Here is a 17,622-nt window from a genome sequence, read left to right on the forward strand (position 1 = left end):
CCGGCATCTGCTTCATGATGGTGAAGTGGGGGCTGCGACAGCTCCTCTGTCTGCGGTTCTAGAGACGGCATCGAAACAGGCAAGGTCATTACAGGGGCCACACCCCCGGCATGAGCCTCATGGCGTTGAAGTGGGGACTTGGCAAAACGAAGTTGTGGATTGATACCCTTGACATACCAACGCTCAACATTCTTTAGGCCCTCTTCGTCTACATTGAACATATGGTGTACAGATTCCACACCCATAAACGACATCGCGAAAACGCGTTTGGTGTTGTCGTCAATTTTTTGCGTGCCCTGCCATTCCAAGGACCGCACAGGTGCTGCGCTATAAATTTTACCGATCATAAGGTTTCTATTGAGATGACTATTGAAGTCAGGGTTAATCACTATGTCGCTTGTTCTGGACTCCCTCCGGGAGAACCTGACAGTCATATTGCGAGAATTTTCTGCTGTCAGAAATAAGAGAAATACGAGATTACTCGCGCAACATACTGACCAGTACGAAGTGGGTAGAATTGAGATGTTGATGTTCGAAAATTGCGAGCACCAAGCAATTGCGAGGCGCGTGAGCGCCTTCAAAATTCTTCGCCTACGTGCGGTCAGAGTGGTGTTTTAACTTGTCGCTGAAGAGTCCGAGAACCTAAGTGGGAATACCAAGGAAGTCTTAATACGCCATCGAATTTGTGCTGCGATCATTTGGTCATGATCAACTCGCGGAAAAGGAACACTGATGACATATGCGCAAATTAACGGCTATCCATACTTCCATGCAAAATGACGACCACATTCTTCTCTGTAGCAATGTCTGACTGCTCTGCAACCGCAACTCAAAAAGGATGCCAGAATACGGCATCCTCTTTTCTTTCTGCGCCCAGCAGACCCGCGTCATGGAAGCCTTGCGTACCCGTATCGAAGCCAGCGTCCTGGCGATCAGCCGCCCACCGGGCAGCCCGGACTTCCGCTTTCCCAAAGGCGACCCCGGCCTGTTTGGCCCAGACTCGGCGAGCTGGTTAGTACATAGTGATTTCACAGCGATGCTCATTGGCGGCGTCAGCGCACTACTGCTACAGATGCTGCATCCGCTGGCATTAAGCGGAGTATGGGACCACTCGACCTTCCAGCAAGACATGCTGGGGCGTTTGCGCCGCACAGCGCAATTCATCGCCGGCACCACCTTCGGCAGCCGTGCCGATGCCGAGAACCTGATCGCCAAAGTCAAAAAGATTCACACCCAAGTGCGTGGTGTTGCACCGGACGGCAGAGCCTATGCAGCCGATGACCCGGCGTTGCTGACCTGGGTTCATGCGGCCGAAACTTCCAGCTTTTTGCGCGCCTATCTGCGCTATCGCGATCCTTCGCTGCCACTGGCAAAACAGGATCAATACCTCGATGAAATCAGCCGCATTGCGATTGCGCTTGGTGCCATTGAGGTACCGCGCACGGTCGTGCAACTGGAGCAATATCTGCAAGACACGCGACCGCAATTGCACTGCGACGCACGCACGTTGAAAACATTGGAGCTGGTGCTCAATGCCCCAGCTCCGCATCCACTGGCGCAGCCGTGGACACGTTTGATGATGCGCGCGGGGGTGGATCTTCTGCCGGACTGGGCGCAGCAGCAATTGGGTGTGACTGCTTTGCGGCCTTGGCAACAGGCGGGATTATTGCGGGCTGTGGGAGTTGCTGCACGGCCTATACGGTGGGCGGTGCGAAATAGTTCGGCGCAGTTGGCGCGGGAGCGAGTGGATAATCTCAGTGGTTGTTGATTGCTACATGTATGAGATTTAGAAGTTACCGCAGCTGATGCTCCAAATTTTCCCAGCAAAAAATATCGATAACTCTCTTGCTTAAAGCTGGCCACTTCACTGAGCTTATGGCCCCCTCGGTCCTAATAGCACCGCGCTCTGGTTAACTTAAACTTTTCCGGTTCAGTGCAGATGTGCCTACCGGACGAACTGAATCGCCTCGGCTTTGCTAGCAAATTAAGATGGAATTGCGGAAGGGCGGTTCAAGCCGACGTTATGTCCAGATGCAGTCCTCCAAGCGTATGACGACTCTGGTGTTGCTCCGGTAGTGACTCAATCAAACTTTGATGCGCCAGTGAGAAACGTTCGGCGTATTTGTGTGCTTGAGCCATATCGCCACGCTTGGCATAAATCGTTGCCGCTGTATGATAGACACGCCACGCCGCCAACGGAACATGACGGGATTCGACCGTGTCAATCGCCCGCATAATTGAGTTCAACGCCAGGTCATCCTCTTCGCCTAGCATGGCGATGCGGGAACTCATCTCCCACGCCAAAGCACACCAGCACATTTCATCAGTGGCTTGAGCACGCTCCACGAATTTCGCAGCTCGAAACCTGGCGTTGGATAAATCGCCCTGCATCAGATGGGCATTCGACAATCCCCATTCGAGAAACAGCAAGCGATACCAATCGAAATCGATAGGTTGTGCCAATATTTCCTGCTCTTCTTGCAGCAATTGCCGGATCGCGTTTTTCGAGTTTCCCAAGCCCGCGTGCGCCACCCCAAGCAGAATCTGGCAGGTGCGTCCTTCTCCTGGCAGTGTGGCGATATCACCCGCTCCGCCACCACGCATGCGCTTTTCAATCGAACACATGACCACCTTGCATTCTTCGAGCACTGCGTCAAAATCGAGGGCATGAATGTATAGCTGGCACCTTCCTGTGCGTCACTGCTGATCAGACTTGCAATTGCTTCAAAGACCGAGAAATAGGGCTCGCAGGCACCGTGGTTCTCGATCGAACGACCAATTGCAACACGCACAGGCGATCCATTGATGACGACCGCCGATTTCTTGATCGAATATTCAACAGCAATGTTTTTGGCGCGACGTCTCCCCGTATTCAGTAGCAAATGGCTTTAGAGTCAGGGGTTAATGTAGCCGCTTTCGCGGCCAGTTGCTTAGCGTATCCAAGGGGAAACAATGACCAACTCATGTTTAGCACGCGAGATTGCATCTGAGAACCAACGGTCATGTTCTTCCAGCGAATTTAGCAATTCAAGATTATCTTGTATAAGGCTGTCTAAACGCTCTTGCAAAAGCTGTTTTATACGGGGAGCGACGACCATCCCCAATAATTCATCCATCTCTGCGAGCAGCTTGGCTTTTTCCTCGATTAAGCGAATATCAAAACGTTCTGTCAAAGTTTGAAACAGAAATTCGGATAACGAAATAGCTCCGGCTATCGCCTGTTGCAGATCTTCATTTCCGTCTTCTTGCTTAACTAGCGCAGAAACACCATAACCGTCCGGCAACGTTGCGAACCTAATATTTAGTCCTTCTTTAATAGCTGGCAGAGCTGCTCTAAGCCATGGGGCAAAGTAATTTCGGCCAGATCGGTGGAGTTTGATTTCCTGACTAATTAATTTAGCAATGTCCGAATGCTCGATTAGCTCGTTTATATATTCTTTAGGAATCATTTCCTGAGACAGCTTGAATGAAATAATTGAAGACGGTTAAGAGGATTCCAGATCGGTGCGTCTGTAAAAATACTGACGTCCTCCATCAATTTTAGGGCCGCTTACAGGAACTATATTAAGTTTTTTCAGGAGGGTATTTGGAGATAGATTCTCGCGCTTTCTGCAAAGCCGCCAGTGCATCAGCGTCGTTCCTGGTACCGGAGAATACCGAAGCTATGTCACCGTCAACTGAACGGGAAACGTAGATTTCGAAGATAGTCTGGTCGGGTTCTACGTGGCCGTTTTCAACTAGGTGTAACCAGTTAAAAAGTGTTTTCCAAAGAGATTTGGCACGGTCCGAGATTGGATTACTACCGAGAGTACTTTTGCTTTGAACGAGGTGTTTCACACCTGTATTTTTTTCTTCCACCACATCGTCCAAAACCTCTAAGCTGCACCAGCTGCCCGGCTCAGCAATAAGCAACATTGCTGTTAAACGTGTGTACTGAAGACTATAGCTTAAAGCCTGCCCTGGGGCCGCGCCAGGTATCGAGGATTTACTTTTTTCTTTTTTGATTGTTTTGGAATTTTTTTCATTTATCAAAGAAGTCCCCCGTAGTTAGAACGGATACGACACCTACATCAAAATTATCCAAGCTACAAACTGTGCCAGTTAGAAAATTTCACAATCTACGTCATGATTTTTTCACTAACTTGGCACAGTTTTCATGTTTCATGTCATCCGACAGCATTTGTAGGATCCAAGAATAGTTGCTCAACGAGGGGCCAAGAATCAATGTGCTGTGCGCGTGTATTTGGATTTTTTCCCGATGCAGTCCAAGATGAATTGCTCCAATCCTATTTGCCTTTTACACCTGTTAACTGAGCCCCAATTTGCGTGCGACATCGAGGGCCCTCTTGCGGGACCGCGATCGGGCCTTCCTCTCCTCAAGTGTATCACTTTCGATCTCCGACTCCAGGCTTACACCCGTTCGAACATCGGTGACCGTTCGAGGTAAATCAATAGCGCCTAGTTTGGTTATCCATTCTCGGAAATCGGATGCCAGGACTCTTCGATGGCCCTTTTCTGTCCGATTGACTGCGCCCTTGTAGGTGCTGCTGTCGAGCAACGCAACGATGAAGGGGCGACTAAATCCGGAGATCTTCGCAGCCTCCTCGGTGGTCAGCCATTCTTTCTCTTGTTTTGTGGGGATCTGACCGAGTGCCTCATGAAACTTTGGGTTTTCGATCAAGCTGTCAACGACCTTTGTGCTCATCGCGCGAATACTTTTCAGGTTCAAGACCCGCGCGCCCAGCCGGGGATCCGAACGCAGCACGGCCGATAGCTCGGCATACAGAATGTCTTGCAGGCATTTGCGGACCCTGGACTCGGCGGAGAGGCGCATTGTGTTCACTTAAATCGAAAATATCGAAATGAACTTTACCCTTGATTCTCCTTCATTGCAAGGTCGGACAACCTAAGCTTGGCCGTCGCCAAGTGCTGCAAAAAAGCGCCTGCACCGCCTATCTCTAATCGTCTGCTTCCAACTCTTCGAGATCGACCATATTGACATTCCTGCCGACGCGAACAAGATCGCGGTAGGCGGCATGTTTCTTGGCAATTCGCAGCGGCCGGCCCTTAACATGCAGCGTGCGATCGAGAATCGCCGCCATGCTCCGTTTCGTATGCGTGAACTCGATCGTGCCGTAAGGGGTTTCGTGCAAACCGCTGGCCCCGGTCGTCATGATCGTGATATGACTGACCGGAATTTGCGAGATGACACCAAATTCCGCGAGCATGCTTTCCAGGCTGACATAACAAAGTTTCCCTGGGCGCAGGGCCTTGGCAATTTCTTCAATCAGCCAACCACGATTGCGGGCAGCGACACCCGCGTCCACATACATCCCCTTCGCAACCCTCACCAGGATGCCATCCCGCACCATGCGTTGGAGCGACTTCTCCATCGACTTCTCGTTTTCGTCGGGAAATAGCTTTTCGATGTCGCGCTTGGCCAGGACGAAAACGCCATGCCTTTCCAGTTCGGACAGGCGACGAATCAGGTCCATTCTTTTCATAAGTTACTCAATAACCTACATTTTAGTAGGGTATCACGTAACTTATTTCTTGGCATTCGAATGTTCCATCCCGCATCACCCGTGCTCGGCGATCCCATGATATAAAAAAAGCATCCTAAATCAAAGTCATGAGGCTGCTTATGCGCTCCCCTTTCCATACCTCAACCCGTATGGAGAAATTCGATGCCAATCAAGTCATGCGCAAACTGCGGTTCGCCGTTTCAGCCGATCCCGCAAGTCCCAGGCCAAAAATACTGTTCTCAAGCTGCTTGTCAGCGGGCACGGCGGCAACGCTGGTATCAGAAAAAGCTTGAAGGTGACCCGGACTATCGAGACAACAAGCGACGGGTGCAACGCAAGTGGATGGACCAAAATCCCAATTACTGGCGTCAATACAGGATAGGCAATCCTGAGTATGCAGACAAAAACCGTCGTCGCCAACGGGTAAAAGTCGATGTGCCTACGTCATCTGTCCTTGCAAAGATAGACGCGTCAAGTTGGCCGCAAACGTTAAAGGCCGGCATATACCGGATCACTCCAGTTCATAGCAAGGGGGCTGGAAAAAATGGTGCCTGGATTGTTGAAATTTCACCGGCTTGTGCCAACCCCAATTGCAAAAATGATGCTTGCAAAGGCGACGCTTGCAAAGACAGTGCGTAATGGTCAGCACAACGAACATCCGATAACTTTACGACAATAAAGCCCTCGATCAACCTAGATGCGGTGCGTTACCACGGATGCCGGCCACGCACCCAATCCGGCATGCAGTTTATTCCGGTGGGTTAAGTGACGATCGGGGCGTCCTTCAATCTTCAAATAGTGAGTTGTCGGGCTTATGTCGTCAGAAAAATTGACCAACGAATCGACAGATCCTCCGGCCATGTTGCGGGCCGCTGAATACGTTCGGATGTCAACGGAGCACCAGCAATACTCTACTGAAAACCAAGGCGACAAGATTCGCGAATATGCCGCCAAGCGCGGTATCGAAATTGTTCGCACTTATGCTGACGAGGGCAAAAGCGGGCTGAACATCGCCGGCCGGCTATCGTTGCAGAAATTGATCAAAGATGTTGAGGCGGGCCCGGTGGATTTTCAGATGATCCTGGTCTACGACGTCAGCCGCTGGGGGCGGTTCCAGGATGCCGACGAGAGCGCCTATTACGAATACATCTGCCGGCGCGCTGGAATCCAGGTCACCTATTGCGCCGAGCAGTTCGAGAACGATGGCTCTCCCGTGTCCACGATTGTCAAAGGCGTCAAGCGCGCCATGGCTGGTGAATATAGCCGGGAGCTTTCCGCCAAAGTGTTTGCCGGCCAGTGCCGCCTGATCGAGCTCGGCTATCGCCAGGGTGGGCCGGCCGGCTTTGGTCTGCGCCGTATCCTGATAGACCAGAGTGGTTCCATCAAAAGTGAACTGACGCGCGGTGAACACAAGAGTTTGCAAACCGACCGGGTCATACTGATGCCCGGGCCGGATACGGAAGTGGCGACAGTGAACCAGATATATAGATGGTTCATTGACGAGGGAATTCCAGAGTTGGAAATTGCGACACGACTAAACGACAAGGGCGTGCGCACTGATCTGGACCGTAACTGGACGCGCGCAACCGTTCGCGAAGTGCTGACCAATGAAAAATACGTCGGCAACAACGTCTACAACCGAATTTCCTACAAGCTCAAGAAGCGCCGGATCATCAACCAGCCCGACATGTGGATCAAGAAAGAAGGTGCATTCGAAGCGCTGGTTTCCCCCGAAGTGTTCTACATGGCCCAGGGGATCATTCGGGCCAGGTCGCACCGGTTCAGCAACGACGAGCTGATCGAAAAACTTCGTCACCTGTTCCAGCACCGCGGCTTCCTGTCCGGGTTGATCATCGATGAGGCGGAGGACATGCCGTCGTCGGCCGCCTACATCCACCGCTTTGGCAGCTTGATACGCGCCTATGAAGCAGTTGGCTTTACGCCGGACCGCGATTACAAATTCTTGGAGGTCAACCGGTTCCTGCGCACTTTGCACCCGGAAATCATTCGCCGCACCGAGCGTGAGATCGCCAATCTTGGTGGCATTGTGGTGCGGGATCCGGCGACCGACTTGCTGCAAATAAATGAGGAATTCAGCGTATCCATTGTTTTAGCGCGTTGCCAGACCCATGACAATGGGCGCCACCGCTGGAAGGTTCGCTTCGACACGGGCCTGGCGCCCGATATCACGGTCGCGGTGCGGCTTGACCAGGCCAACCGTGAGCCGCTGGATTACTACTTGCTGCCCCGACTGGATTTCGGTCTTCCCCGCATCAGCCTGGCTGAGCACAACGGCATCGAATTCGAGAGTTACCGGTTTGAAAGCCTGGACTACCTCCATGGCATGGCAGAGCGAACTCGTGTCAGGAGAGCAGCGTGACCAAAGAACATCCCTCAAGCAACTTGCAAATGATTCCTCTTGAATTGATTGATGTCCTCAATCCACGGGAACGCAATACGCGCGTGTTTGACGATATCGTTGGCAACATCAAGAACATTGGCCTCAAAAAGCCCATCACCGTTACGCCCCGTAAGGGTGCCGATGGCAATGATCGGTATCTGTTGATATGTGGTGAAGGACGGCTCAAGGCCTACCAGGCATTAGCGGAAAAGACTATTCCAGCCATGGTGGTGCAGGTCTCCGATGAGGACGCCTTCATCATGAGCCTGGCGGAAAACATCGCGCGACGGCAGGCACGCACCTTGGAACTACTGGCGGGGATCGAGCAATTGCAAGAGCAGGGTTATGACAAAAAGGCCATCGCCAAGAAAACCGGACTCAGCGTTGATTATGTCTACGGCATCTTGCAGCTCCTAAAGAATGGGGAGGAGCGACTGCTGATTGCGGTGGAAAGCGGCAGAGTTCCCTTGAACGCGGCACTGTCTATCGCCGGCGCAGGAAGCGCCGACAAGGACGTGCAGATTGCACTGCAGGAGGCGTATGAAAGCGGCATGTTGCGAGGAAATCATTTGCTCAATGCCAGAAAAGTCATCGAAAAGCGGAGGACATTGGGCCGCTCCATCGCGAGGGGCGCACCGCGCAAGGTGGCGGAGGTCACTTCGTCAAGCTTGATCCGCACTTACCAAAATGAGGTTGGCCGACAAAAAATAATGGTGAAGAAAGCCGAATTTGTGCAACAGCGCCTCCTGTTCGTGGTGGAAGCGATGCGACAACTTCTTGCGGATGAGAATTTCACCAATCTTCTCAGAGCGGAAGGTCTCGAAAGTCTTCCAAAATATCTTGCCGATCGCATTAGCGGCACGGGCCATGCAGCATGAGTCAACTGCCACTCGGTTTCGTTCCGGAGCCCGTCACGATCTCCTTCGAAAAACTTCTGCCGTCACGCAAACCACCGGATGGACTCGCACTGTCCAGGAAGTTCAAGCAGATTGTATCGTCCATCAGAGCGGTGGGGTTGATTGAGCCATTGACTGTCGGCAAAGCTGACAAGGGCAGCGGCATGCACCTCCTGCTCGATGGACACATCCGCATGGCGGCCCTTCAAGAGCTTGGCTTTGTCGATGCGCCCTGCCTGCTGGCCATTGATGATGAAAGCTACACGTATAACAATCGAATCAATCGCTTGTCGACAATCCAAGAGCATTTCATGATCCGCCGCGCGGTGGAACGGGGCGTGACGCCATCGAAGTTGTCAAGCTCCCTGGACATCGATGTCGACCACATCATGAAGAAGCTTAACTTGCTCGACGGTATTTGCACTGAGGCGGTTCGTCTGCTCAAGGATCAGCATTTCTCCGCCAATCTGAGTCCCGTTCTTCGCAAGATGAAACCGACCCGGCAGGTGGAGTGTGTCGAGCTGATGGTCGCGACCAACAATATCACTGTGGCTTATGCCACTGCGCTATTGGCTGCGACATCTGCGCCCATGCTTGTCGGTGAAGAAAAGCCAAAAAAGATCCGTGGCGTAACGCCTGAGCAGATGGCCATCATGGAGCGCGAAATGTCCAATGTTGAAAGCCAGTTCAAACTGCTTGAGCATTCCTACGGACAAGACATCTTGAATCTCGTGTTGGCGAGGGGCTATCTGGCCAAGTTGATCGGCAATGAGGCCGTGATCCGCTTTTTGTCGCAGAAGCACGCGGATTTCTTGAGCGAGTTTTCGAACATCGTCGATACGACGTCCCTGGACAAGTAGATGAATACGCGGGGATCCGATTCCGGCACGGAGTCGCTGGTCAAGGGGCCGCTCGATCCAATCCAGAAGAACGACTCGTTGGAATGGAGCAGCGACACTTCGGTTGCGGCACATCGCAATGCCCCGACCCCAGATCCGGCGTGCCTGTATGGATTGATCGGCGATATAGCGCGCGCGGGAAGCGACGGCACTGAAACAAATCCCTTTGCCATCGCAGCCAATTTCATCGCTTACCTTTCCTGCGCGGTGGGCCGCAATCCTTACCTTCCAATCGGCAACACGTGGCATCACGCAAGGCAGTTTGTTCTGCACGTCGGGAGATCTGGTCGCGGGCGCAAGGGGGATGCCTTATCCTTGGTCATGCGCGTTGATCAGGCCTTGCGAGAGTTGAGTGACGCCCATGCGCCACAAATTCATCGGGGCGGCCTGTCAAGTCGAGAAGGCTTGGTCGCATTGATTCACGACGGCTACAAGCAAGGGCAGCGGGAAGTTGCACGGATTCTGGACAAACGCTTATGGGTTGTTGAGTCTGAATTTGCCAATGTGCTGCACCAGGGGCGGCGCGACGGCAATACCCTGTCGGCAGCACTGCGCGACTGCTGGGATGGCGTGTCCATGAAACCGGCCACCAAATCAAATCGCCTCTATGCCAGCGATCCCCATATTTGCCTGTCCGGCGCAATTTCCCCTGGTGAATTGTTGGCGCTCATGAAACTCCGTGAACTGACCAATGGTTTTGCCAACCGGTTCTTGATGATCTGGGCTGAGCGCTCGCAGGTGGTGGCATTTCCCAAAGCCACTCCCCAGACAAGCGTCGATGGATTGGCGCAACGCATTCTGAAAGTGCTGGAATTTGCACACGCTGATCAGCATGGAAGCGGGGACAGCCTTCGGCTGGACCTTTCACCCCAAGCCCAATGGCGCTATGGACAACTCTATCGCGGTGAGCTCAACGAAGAAAGCGGGAATTCCGTTTTGGGAGCGCTGCTGGAGCGCCGGGCGCCGATGATGTTGCGTCTGGCCATGTTGTTTGCGTTGACCGATTCGCAGCTGCGCATCGATGTTCCGCATATAGATGCTTCCGTCGCATGGGTCCGGCATGCAGTCGCTTCGGTCAGGTATATTTTTGTGAGCGCGGAAGAAGATGCGAAAATGGAAAGGGTGCTGGAAATGGCCAACCAAATTCTCGCATTTTTAGGGCAGCGTGGGCAAGCCTCGAGGCGCGACATTACAGTGGAATGCTTCAATCGGCGCGAGACCAAAATGCGAATAGATGCTGCCGTCGACCATCTCCTGGGAATGACACCCGCCAGAATTCAAGTTCAAATGATCGGCCGCCCGAAAGCTTCGCCTGGCACGCCAACAACGGTTTACCGGATTGCTTAGGCTGCTTCAATGCTCAGTTCGCACAGTTATCACCACCTGAGTCCGGCGCGAACCCGCATCAATCCACACGGTTACCTGAGTTCGCTCAGTTCCAGCCGTTGATTTATATCGGGGAAAGTTGATTGGTTGCCGCAGGAAAAAGCTGCAGCAGTGTCTGCGTTCTTTCATAGACGATCTGGCGACAGGCTCCAGACGTGGGCGAGACCGCAGGATAGATATCAATCTCGGCCAGGCGTGACTGCAAACTGCGCGCACTGGTTTTGTGAAGTTTTGCCAAGTCCCTTGCAAAAATATATCGGGCACGAAATGTATCAAGGGCCTCGCGATTGACCATGGCGGCCTCGCGGCGGCCTATGATCTCCGGAACGGCCACCAGCAATCCACAGCGAACCAGGAAATATGCCACTTCCTGCTTGATGCTCAACATTTCAGCAACTTGGGGAATACTCCACTTGTCATGGGTCATTCCGCGTCTGCCATCAATCAATTGACGAGCGTGCGCGCCAACGATGACCAGGTGGCTCAAGCCGTCACCCCCTCTCAGACGTCCCATCGGCTTGAGCACGCCGTCACGCAGGTGGGCAAGCAAGGTCGCGATTTCATCTTCAGAACAGCACCAGAATCGCAAAACATGATCAATACTTAGCTGACCTGCGTTGGGCTCCGCGATCATTGGAACATCGCAGATCTGCAAAAATCGGCTTACATCGGCGCGCGAAATCGCCCAGCGGTTTGCATCGCCTTCGATTTTTCTTGCGTTGGGAAAAAGCTGTGGCAGCGCGGTGCGCAGCCTTGCCCGGGTCAAGCCCAACATTTCGCTGGCAGTGGATAGATCGACCTCGTCTTCCAAAGCAGGGGATAGCGCTTGCATCGAGTCCCGTCGGACAACCAGAAAGCGGCGGCCGGTTTCAGATAATCGTTCCTCACCGACCAGTGTGCCGGTGCGCACCAGTTCGGAGAGCCGACTTGCGGAGACCTGCAAATGACCACGCGCATGATTGGCAGGCACCCAAGTCGCCCGCGCGAGCATGGCTTGCGCCAAACGCGTGTTGCGCCTGGCGATCGGTCCACGCCAATGCTCGGCGACGAAGTTCTCGAATGCATTGCGCAACCAGGAAAACTCAACGCCGGCAAAGCGTCTATATAGAAGGGCATAAAAATGGCCGAACCGTGCCGGAAACCGTTGGCCTGCACTGGCGGTGCTCTGGTCAAGCATGCCATGCAGCATATGCTCGAAGCAATGTGGCCATCTGTTTAAGATCTCTGCCGCTGTGCTGGTGACCTGCCAGGACACGTCCATGGCGCCGGCATTTTGAATTTTTTGGGGCAATCTGCCAACCTGGTTTTGCCCATAGGTGCCGAGCAATCGAATCAGATGTCCCGACTGCTCAAAGCTCAGGCCTTGCAGCGGCAGCAAATTGCAGGCAGCATGTTGGGTGACGAATTTGTTCTTCAAGTCGCGTGCAAGGAGCACATTGGCGGCAGGAGCCTCGCTGGTCTTGCTGCTCGCAAAATGATGGCCGCAGTCGCATCGGTGTAGATCTTGCCGCCGCCAGCTGATCGCCGATCCGCAACTGTCGCAACGATCGACAAGCCAGGAGCTGTGAACAGGACATACATCGAAGAATAGGTGCTCCCAACCAATCCGCCAATATTCGCCCTCCTGCAGACACAGCGGGCAACACCGGCATCGTCTGGTGTTCCAGATCGGCGGACGCTCGTCCCATTCTCGAGCCACCAGGGTGGCATAAGCAATCAGGGTATGATCAGGCCCATCGTCGGGCAGGCAACGGATGCTTTTGAGGAGTTCGACATGAAAGAAAACGCCGCCCGTCTTGAGAGACGAGCGGTCGAGGCCGTTGGCGTTCGCCAGACGCAGCAGGAAGCCTTGCGGACCCTCGCCGTCAATCAGGCGCGGGTGACGCAATAGTTGGCTCAAGTTGAGTCCATTTCATAATGCCTTGCGGATTGCTCGAGGCACGTCGAGTGAATGCGTATGGGATTCAAACGGCTCCCCCGTTTGTATCAACGGCCGCAGTATCGAAACAGGCGAAAAGGGGTTGAGTGAGCCGGGACAGTCCTTCCATATCTCGTCGAGGAAGGCGTGGTTTAATGTGTCCAGCGTTATCTCTTGTTTTGGCGATCGACGTGCAAGATAAAACGCTTGGTCCAGCAACTTGCAGATGTAATCCATTACGCCATTAGTGGCAATGAATATCCGCCGCGCCACATTGGCGTCGTGCAAGGGCACGCACGTCAATGGAATCTTGGAATGCATAGTCTTGAGGATGCCGCGGAACTGCTTTTGCAAATTCTCCTCGGCAAAGGCGAACGGCGGAATGTTGAAGCGCGATGAGAATCTTCTGGCGAGCTGAGGATTGGATTGGATGACCAGCTCGCTGCGCGGCAGCCCGGCCAGCACGACCGGAATTTTAGCAACGGTCAGCAGATTCTTGAGCCAGTCTGTCACGGTTCTCGTCTCCGACCGGCGTATCGTATCGAAAAAATGCTGGAACTCGTCGATCAGGATCAGCTCGACGCGACACTTTTTCAGATACAGGTAGATGCGCCGCGTTTTCTCCTCGGAACTTCCCTTCGCACTGTATGGGTCGCCCATCGCTTCCAGAATCGACTCGGCCAGGTTCTTGACGGTGGGCGCTGCGGGCGTAATCACAAACAGGACCGGAATCACAAGGCCGTCCGGCTCCTGCTCTGTCGGAAACTGATTCTTGTAGTAGCTCAGCACCATTGACTTGCCGACCCCCGAATGTCCTGTCAGCAATAAGCCGCCGCCGTGGTTACGTTCAAGGCCTTTTTTGTGAAGGCCGGCGATTTTCCTGATTGCCGCACTATATGAAGGATGCGGTATGGTATTGCTACGAACGGAGAAGGGTTGATCGATTTCGCGCATCAGCAGATTCAATTCGGTTGCTGCGATCTGGAAATTTTCGAGTGCGTTCAAGTCATACATGATTGTCGTCTCCGTTAGATGGATATTTCGTAATCAGGTAATTCATCTTCAAGCCCGGCGTCGAGATCTTCGGGCGGATTGCTTTTGGAAGGCAGGGATCTTTGCTCGGCGAAATCAAGTGCCGACGGAAAATCCAGCGGGCGTTCGCTGCTATGGCCTCGGAGAACTGCGGCCCGTTTGCGTTGCCGCATCTTCTTGTCCACGCGTGCCTCGGAAACCATGTCCAGGATCTCCTGCTTCGCATGGAGCGGATCCATCTCCTGGGACAACTCGTGATAGGCCCGCCGGCGATGCGCGTGTATGACGCGATGCATTTGGCGATTGAGGCGTAAAACGTAGTCGTTGTGCTTGGGGCTCACGTTGACGCGGAAATATTCCTCCTTGTTCTCATCCCAGACCTGGATGAAACTGATGTCATCATCGAAATACTTGAACCTGATTTTTGATGATTCGCCGGTGCGGCGCCGAAGGTTCTGCAATTCATCGCTGTTGTAATGCAGGCCTTCGAATTCGATGCCATACAGGAATAACGTGCGCTCGGCTGGTTCGCCGATGGCGATTTGGAACGAATCGTGGTGCGCTGGATATTCAATGAGAGCGGTCTGCACTTGCCTGTTCCAGACGTCGATCGGTCGCTCCTTGAGCTCACGATGGGGTGTTTGATGATACACATCGACGATCCACTTCGTGATCAGATAGGTCAAATCATCAAGATCCAGAATCGCCTCTTTCTCCGATGGGTAGTCGCCACGCTGTTCCGGATTGGAAAACACGGCGCCCGGCAGCTTGTGGATAAGGTCTTCATTCATTCTGCGAAATCCCCGTTCGACACTACCCTTTGCACCTGGATCAGCCGGTAGGCAGTAGGTCAGTCGAATGCCGGCATGCAAACAAAGCTCCTCCGTCGCGCGGGAATGCAGGTCCATGCCGTTGTCGCACACCACCTCTTCTGGAATGCCATGCATAGGCCAATCGTTTTTGATGTCAGGATAGCGATTGCGGAGATCCGTCTTGGGCAGCATGACCTGATTCAGGCAGCGCAAGACGGAAAGCGAAGATGGGGCATTGAATGTGACATAAAAGCCGAGGATCGCGCGAGTCGCGCGACAACAGGCGAGCGTGATCCATGGCCGGCCAATCGCGATCATGGTTGCCTTATCGACGATCATCGCGTCGATAGGTGAATGATCGATTTCAATGCGTTCCATGATCTTGCATGGCGGTGCCGATCCGATAGACCGCCGATGGAGCCGATCGGCCGCCGGCTTTCCAAGGCGGCTCACGTCAACGAGGTAGGTATCAAGTTCACCCAACCAATTGAAAATCGTCGCGCGCGATGGGGCTTTCAGCCTGGCGCTTTCCGGCTGCGATTTGTTGAAGCGATCGATCTGCCTTCTGACCTCCTCATACACCGCGACCTTGGTTGTCTTTTGCGGGGTGAGATACACACTATTGAGCGCATCTTCAAAGTAACGATACAGAACCGCATTTCGTTTGCGCCCCGCGCGCACGCGGCGGTCTACGAGTGACACAATGTCTTTGCCAGCCGAAAGGCGAATTCGCCACCGGTAGAGCGTCGTGCGATGTGGTTTGGGACCGGTGGATTCAGAATTCTGCTCCGGCGGTATTGGCACGATAGGACTCTCCAAGGCTGGCAAACGTAGGCTACTACCCTCGACCGCGGCACGTTCGCATAGGTAAGCAAAACGCCTTTTGGCTACGTCCTGATGTTTTTGCGAGAATGAGGACAGGTCGCGCGGCGTTGCCTGATAGAAGACGCTGCTATTTTCGTTCAGGCTGCTTTCGTCAATCGCCCAGCCCCTTGAATGCCAGCGCTCGAAAATTTCGTCGTGGGTCAATTGTTCGATGACTCCTTGTTCATCCTCAAGTTGAAATTTATGCGTGGGCAATCGCCGCAAGAGCGTCCAGGTTTTTTGTCCCTGTAGAAAGCGCAATCCTTTCTTAAATTTGAAACGCAACATGGCGCACCTCCGGTCCTGGTAAAACCATTGGCGTATTCGACGTCAACGGCAATTCAAGATCGAATGCAAGCCAGCGATTGCTCAACAGCTGAAATGCATGGCGCGGGTCATTAAAGGCATGTTGAACGTCGCCAAAAGTGAGATCCGTGTTGCGGATCAGGCGATGATAGGTTTCCCAAAACTCGACGGATTCAGGCAGGCGCCTAGCGTGATACTGCAATTTGCGCGCATTGGTCCTGATCACATCGTTGCGCAATGTGATCTCCGTGAAGATTTGAAACGCGCGATCTGATCGTCGAAAATGCGACTCGATATCGGTGAGCCGCTGCCGTAGCGTCGGGTTGGAGAGTTTTTGCGCCGGTTTGATTTCCACGTAGATATTGGTGCCATCAACCATTTCCAGAAGAAAATCCGGTGTGTATCGGAAGGTGTTGATGCCATCGCTCGGAAATTCGTGGCAAGGCTGTGCGTAATAGCGCAGGACCTCAGGCGTCCATTCGAAGAGCAACGCGGCGTCTGTTTCCAATCGGGATTCGCATCCGATGGATCGCCCCATTTTTAGCGACGGAAATTTGCCGCGCATGCTCCTGCCGGTTCGCGTAACTACTTTTCTTACAGGTTCCATCCAATGCCCTCCTGTCATTTGGGCGCAGGCAAAGCGATCCCCTGGCCTGCGCGCCATTGGTTCGTAGATTGAGCAACACTGAAATCGGAGGTTATAACGCCCCTTCACCGGGTGTGAACCAGGTGTTCAGATGTCAGATTGAGCGGGGATGCTTGACCGAGATGGGCCCGAAGCGCGATACTGCAGTTCTCACGCAGCAGTATCGATCGTTTCAGCGATCATCAAAACGGGGCACGCCGCAAGGTTGGTCCCGTTTTTACATTGGCGCCTCCCGTTTTGATTGTCGGCGGACGCGTGTCGGACGATAAATCGGCCGCTCCGCGACTTTGTCTCCCGCTTTCAGCATTTCATACATCGCATCGAGCAAGGCGGGATGCAGGTGCTCGATCCGCTCCCAGAACGCACTACAAAACAGATAGGTCTTCGTCGATACCTCAGGCGGTAACGTGTATCGTCGTTTGGAATCCTTCAGGGCCAGACCTATCTCCTCCTGGTCTTTGGTGCCGAGCTTCAACGCAATTATCAATTTTGCAATGAATTCATCACTTGGGCTTTTGATTCCCAATTCGATCGCAGACACATAAGCTTGCTCATATCCCATCAAACCCGCCAGGTCCAGCTGGGTCAGGCCGGTTTGGACGCGCAAATTACGTATATAAATGGCAACAGGGCTGCTCATATTGAAAACCTTGGAATGACCGTTAAAATAACAATTCCAACAAGTCTAAATCGAGGCCAAAAATAACGCAAGTCATTGATTTATATGAATATTATGCTATTAATATATCGCGCACATTTGCGAGGCCTAAAGTCGTTTTCTTTCTAGCTGGAAATTGATGTGCGCCGCTTTCGTCACAATGGAGGAATTCCGGTCGCTTCTTTAGCAGTGTGCCGATCGCATGCTCACCCGATTTAGATTCGGGATCGGTCAATGCCTAGGCATCGAGGGCCGCCCGGTGATCTCCAGTAGCGCCAC

Annotated in this window: 17 protein-coding genes; 6 read left to right on the forward strand and 11 right to left on the reverse strand. The window is 53.2% G+C overall.

Annotation, left to right across the window (positions count from 1 at the left end; translation table 11 throughout):
* Positions 1 to 347, reverse strand: a 347-nt coding sequence (locus FHW66_RS17345) for a hypothetical protein (RefSeq protein WP_183381082.1), incomplete at its 3' end; no start/stop codon positions are given.
* 542 nt (positions 348 to 889) lie between these two features.
* On the opposite strand from FHW66_RS17345, the gene FHW66_RS17350 reads away from it, so the two are divergent.
* On the forward strand, positions 890 to 1,768 hold the full coding sequence (locus FHW66_RS17350) for an oxygenase MpaB family protein (protein WP_183381129.1): 879 nt from the start codon (positions 890 to 892) through the stop codon (positions 1,766 to 1,768).
* A 242-nt stretch (positions 1,769 to 2,010) separates the two neighbouring features.
* On the opposite strand, the gene FHW66_RS17355 is transcribed toward FHW66_RS17350, so the two are convergent.
* The 5 genes from FHW66_RS17355 to abiEi all read right to left on the reverse strand — a co-directional run bounded on the left by FHW66_RS17355 (position 2,011) and on the right by abiEi (position 5,504).
* Complete coding sequence (locus tag FHW66_RS17355) at positions 2,011 to 2,604, reverse strand: hypothetical protein (protein ID WP_183381083.1); 594 nt, start codon at positions 2,602 to 2,604, stop codon at positions 2,011 to 2,013.
* A 326-nt stretch (positions 2,605 to 2,930) separates the two neighbouring features.
* Entirely contained in the window at positions 2,931 to 3,449 is a 519-nt protein-coding gene (locus tag FHW66_RS17360) for a hypothetical protein (RefSeq protein ID WP_183381084.1), read from the reverse strand.
* A gap of 115 nt (positions 3,450 to 3,564) precedes the next feature.
* On the reverse strand, positions 3,565 to 4,032 hold the full coding sequence (locus FHW66_RS17365; protein ID WP_183381085.1) for a hypothetical protein: 468 nt from the start codon (positions 4,030 to 4,032) through the stop codon (positions 3,565 to 3,567).
* Between the two features lie 274 nt (positions 4,033 to 4,306).
* The gene (locus tag FHW66_RS17370) at positions 4,307 to 4,834 is read right to left on the reverse strand and encodes a helix-turn-helix domain-containing protein (protein ID WP_183381086.1); all 528 of its coding nucleotides are present in this window, start codon (positions 4,832 to 4,834) and stop codon (positions 4,307 to 4,309) included.
* Between the two features lie 124 nt (positions 4,835 to 4,958).
* A complete protein-coding gene (abiEi, locus tag FHW66_RS17375) occupies positions 4,959 to 5,504 on the reverse strand; it encodes a type IV toxin-antitoxin system AbiEi family antitoxin (RefSeq protein ID WP_183381087.1) in 546 nt (181 codons plus the stop codon).
* A 183-nt stretch (positions 5,505 to 5,687) separates the two neighbouring features.
* On the opposite strand from abiEi, the gene FHW66_RS17380 reads away from it, so the two are divergent.
* The 5 genes from FHW66_RS17380 (at position 5,688) to FHW66_RS17400 (ending at position 11,068) form a co-directional block, all read left to right on the forward strand.
* On the forward strand, positions 5,688 to 6,164 hold the full coding sequence (locus FHW66_RS17380) for a hypothetical protein (RefSeq protein ID WP_183381088.1): 477 nt from the start codon (positions 5,688 to 5,690) through the stop codon (positions 6,162 to 6,164).
* A gap of 220 nt (positions 6,165 to 6,384) precedes the next feature.
* Positions 6,385 to 7,905: a recombinase family protein gene (locus tag FHW66_RS17385; RefSeq protein WP_221197054.1), complete on the forward strand. Its 1,521-nt coding sequence runs from the start codon at positions 6,385 to 6,387 to the stop codon at positions 7,903 to 7,905.
* A gap of 29 nt (positions 7,906 to 7,934) precedes the next feature.
* On the forward strand, positions 7,935 to 8,804 hold the full coding sequence (locus FHW66_RS17390) for a plasmid partitioning protein RepB C-terminal domain-containing protein (protein WP_183381131.1): 870 nt from the start codon (positions 7,935 to 7,937) through the stop codon (positions 8,802 to 8,804).
* On the forward strand, positions 8,801 to 9,682 hold the full coding sequence (locus tag FHW66_RS17395; RefSeq protein WP_183381089.1) for a plasmid partitioning protein RepB C-terminal domain-containing protein: 882 nt from the start codon (positions 8,801 to 8,803) through the stop codon (positions 9,680 to 9,682). Before FHW66_RS17390 ends, FHW66_RS17395 begins: the two co-directional genes overlap by 4 nt.
* A 78-nt stretch (positions 9,683 to 9,760) precedes the next feature.
* Positions 9,761 to 11,068, forward strand: a complete 1,308-nt coding sequence (locus tag FHW66_RS17400; protein ID WP_183381090.1) for a DUF3987 domain-containing protein — start codon at positions 9,761 to 9,763, stop codon at positions 11,066 to 11,068.
* Between the two features lie 103 nt (positions 11,069 to 11,171).
* On the opposite strand, the gene FHW66_RS17405 is transcribed toward FHW66_RS17400, so the two are convergent.
* The 5 genes from FHW66_RS17405 to FHW66_RS17425 all read right to left on the reverse strand — a co-directional run bounded on the left by FHW66_RS17405 (position 11,172) and on the right by FHW66_RS17425 (position 17,325).
* A complete protein-coding gene (locus FHW66_RS17405; RefSeq protein WP_183381091.1) occupies positions 11,172 to 13,007 on the reverse strand; it encodes a TniQ family protein in 1,836 nt (611 codons plus the stop codon).
* Positions 13,008 to 13,019: 12 nt separating this feature from the next.
* Positions 13,020 to 14,039, reverse strand: a complete 1,020-nt coding sequence (locus FHW66_RS17410; protein WP_183381092.1) for a TniB family NTP-binding protein — start codon at positions 14,037 to 14,039, stop codon at positions 13,020 to 13,022.
* A gap of 14 nt (positions 14,040 to 14,053) precedes the next feature.
* Positions 14,054 to 16,021 carry a DDE-type integrase/transposase/recombinase gene (locus FHW66_RS17415; protein ID WP_183381093.1) on the reverse strand — a complete coding sequence of 656 codons (1,968 nt, stop codon included), beginning with the start codon at positions 16,019 to 16,021 and terminating at the stop codon, positions 14,054 to 14,056.
* Positions 16,002 to 16,604 (reverse strand): TnsA endonuclease N-terminal domain-containing protein, encoded by a 603-nt coding sequence (locus FHW66_RS17420; RefSeq protein ID WP_183381094.1) that lies wholly within the window; start codon positions 16,602 to 16,604, stop codon positions 16,002 to 16,004. Before FHW66_RS17420 ends, FHW66_RS17415 begins: the two co-directional genes overlap by 20 nt.
* 298 nt (positions 16,605 to 16,902) lie before the next feature.
* Entirely contained in the window at positions 16,903 to 17,325 is a 423-nt protein-coding gene (locus FHW66_RS17425; RefSeq protein ID WP_183381095.1) for a helix-turn-helix domain-containing protein, read from the reverse strand.
* Between the last annotated feature and the right edge of the window lie 297 nt (positions 17,326 to 17,622).

It is taken from the genome of Herbaspirillum sp. Sphag64, from assembly GCF_014192645.1.
GTDB lineage: Bacteria > Pseudomonadota > Gammaproteobacteria > Burkholderiales > Burkholderiaceae_D > Herbaspirillum.

Coding starts and splice junctions, on each gene's coding strand:
- FHW66_RS17350 (WP_183381129.1), top strand. CDS start 890: ATGGAAGCCTTGCGTACCCGTATCGAAGCCAGCGTCCTGGCGATCAGC.
- FHW66_RS17355 (WP_183381083.1), bottom strand. CDS start 2,604: ATGCGTGGTGGCGGAGCGGGTGATATCGCCACACTGCCAGGAGAAGGA.
- FHW66_RS17360 (WP_183381084.1), bottom strand. CDS start 3,449: ATGATTCCTAAAGAATATATAAACGAGCTAATCGAGCATTCGGACATT.
- FHW66_RS17370 (WP_183381086.1), bottom strand. CDS start 4,834: ATGCGCCTCTCCGCCGAGTCCAGGGTCCGCAAATGCCTGCAAGACATT.
- abiEi (WP_183381087.1), bottom strand. CDS start 5,504: ATGAAAAGAATGGACCTGATTCGTCGCCTGTCCGAACTGGAAAGGCAT.
- FHW66_RS17380 (WP_183381088.1), top strand. CDS start 5,688: ATGCCAATCAAGTCATGCGCAAACTGCGGTTCGCCGTTTCAGCCGATC.
- FHW66_RS17385 (WP_221197054.1), top strand. CDS start 6,385: ATGTTGCGGGCCGCTGAATACGTTCGGATGTCAACGGAGCACCAGCAA.
- FHW66_RS17390 (WP_183381131.1), top strand. CDS start 7,935: ATGATTCCTCTTGAATTGATTGATGTCCTCAATCCACGGGAACGCAAT.
- FHW66_RS17395 (WP_183381089.1), top strand. CDS start 8,801: ATGAGTCAACTGCCACTCGGTTTCGTTCCGGAGCCCGTCACGATCTCC.
- FHW66_RS17410 (WP_183381092.1), bottom strand. CDS start 14,039: ATGTATGACTTGAACGCACTCGAAAATTTCCAGATCGCAGCAACCGAA.
- FHW66_RS17415 (WP_183381093.1), bottom strand. CDS start 16,021: ATGTTGCGTTTCAAATTTAAGAAAGGATTGCGCTTTCTACAGGGACAA.
- FHW66_RS17420 (WP_183381094.1), bottom strand. CDS start 16,604: ATGCGCGGCAAATTTCCGTCGCTAAAAATGGGGCGATCCATCGGATGC.
- FHW66_RS17425 (WP_183381095.1), bottom strand. CDS start 17,325: ATGAGCAGCCCTGTTGCCATTTATATACGTAATTTGCGCGTCCAAACC.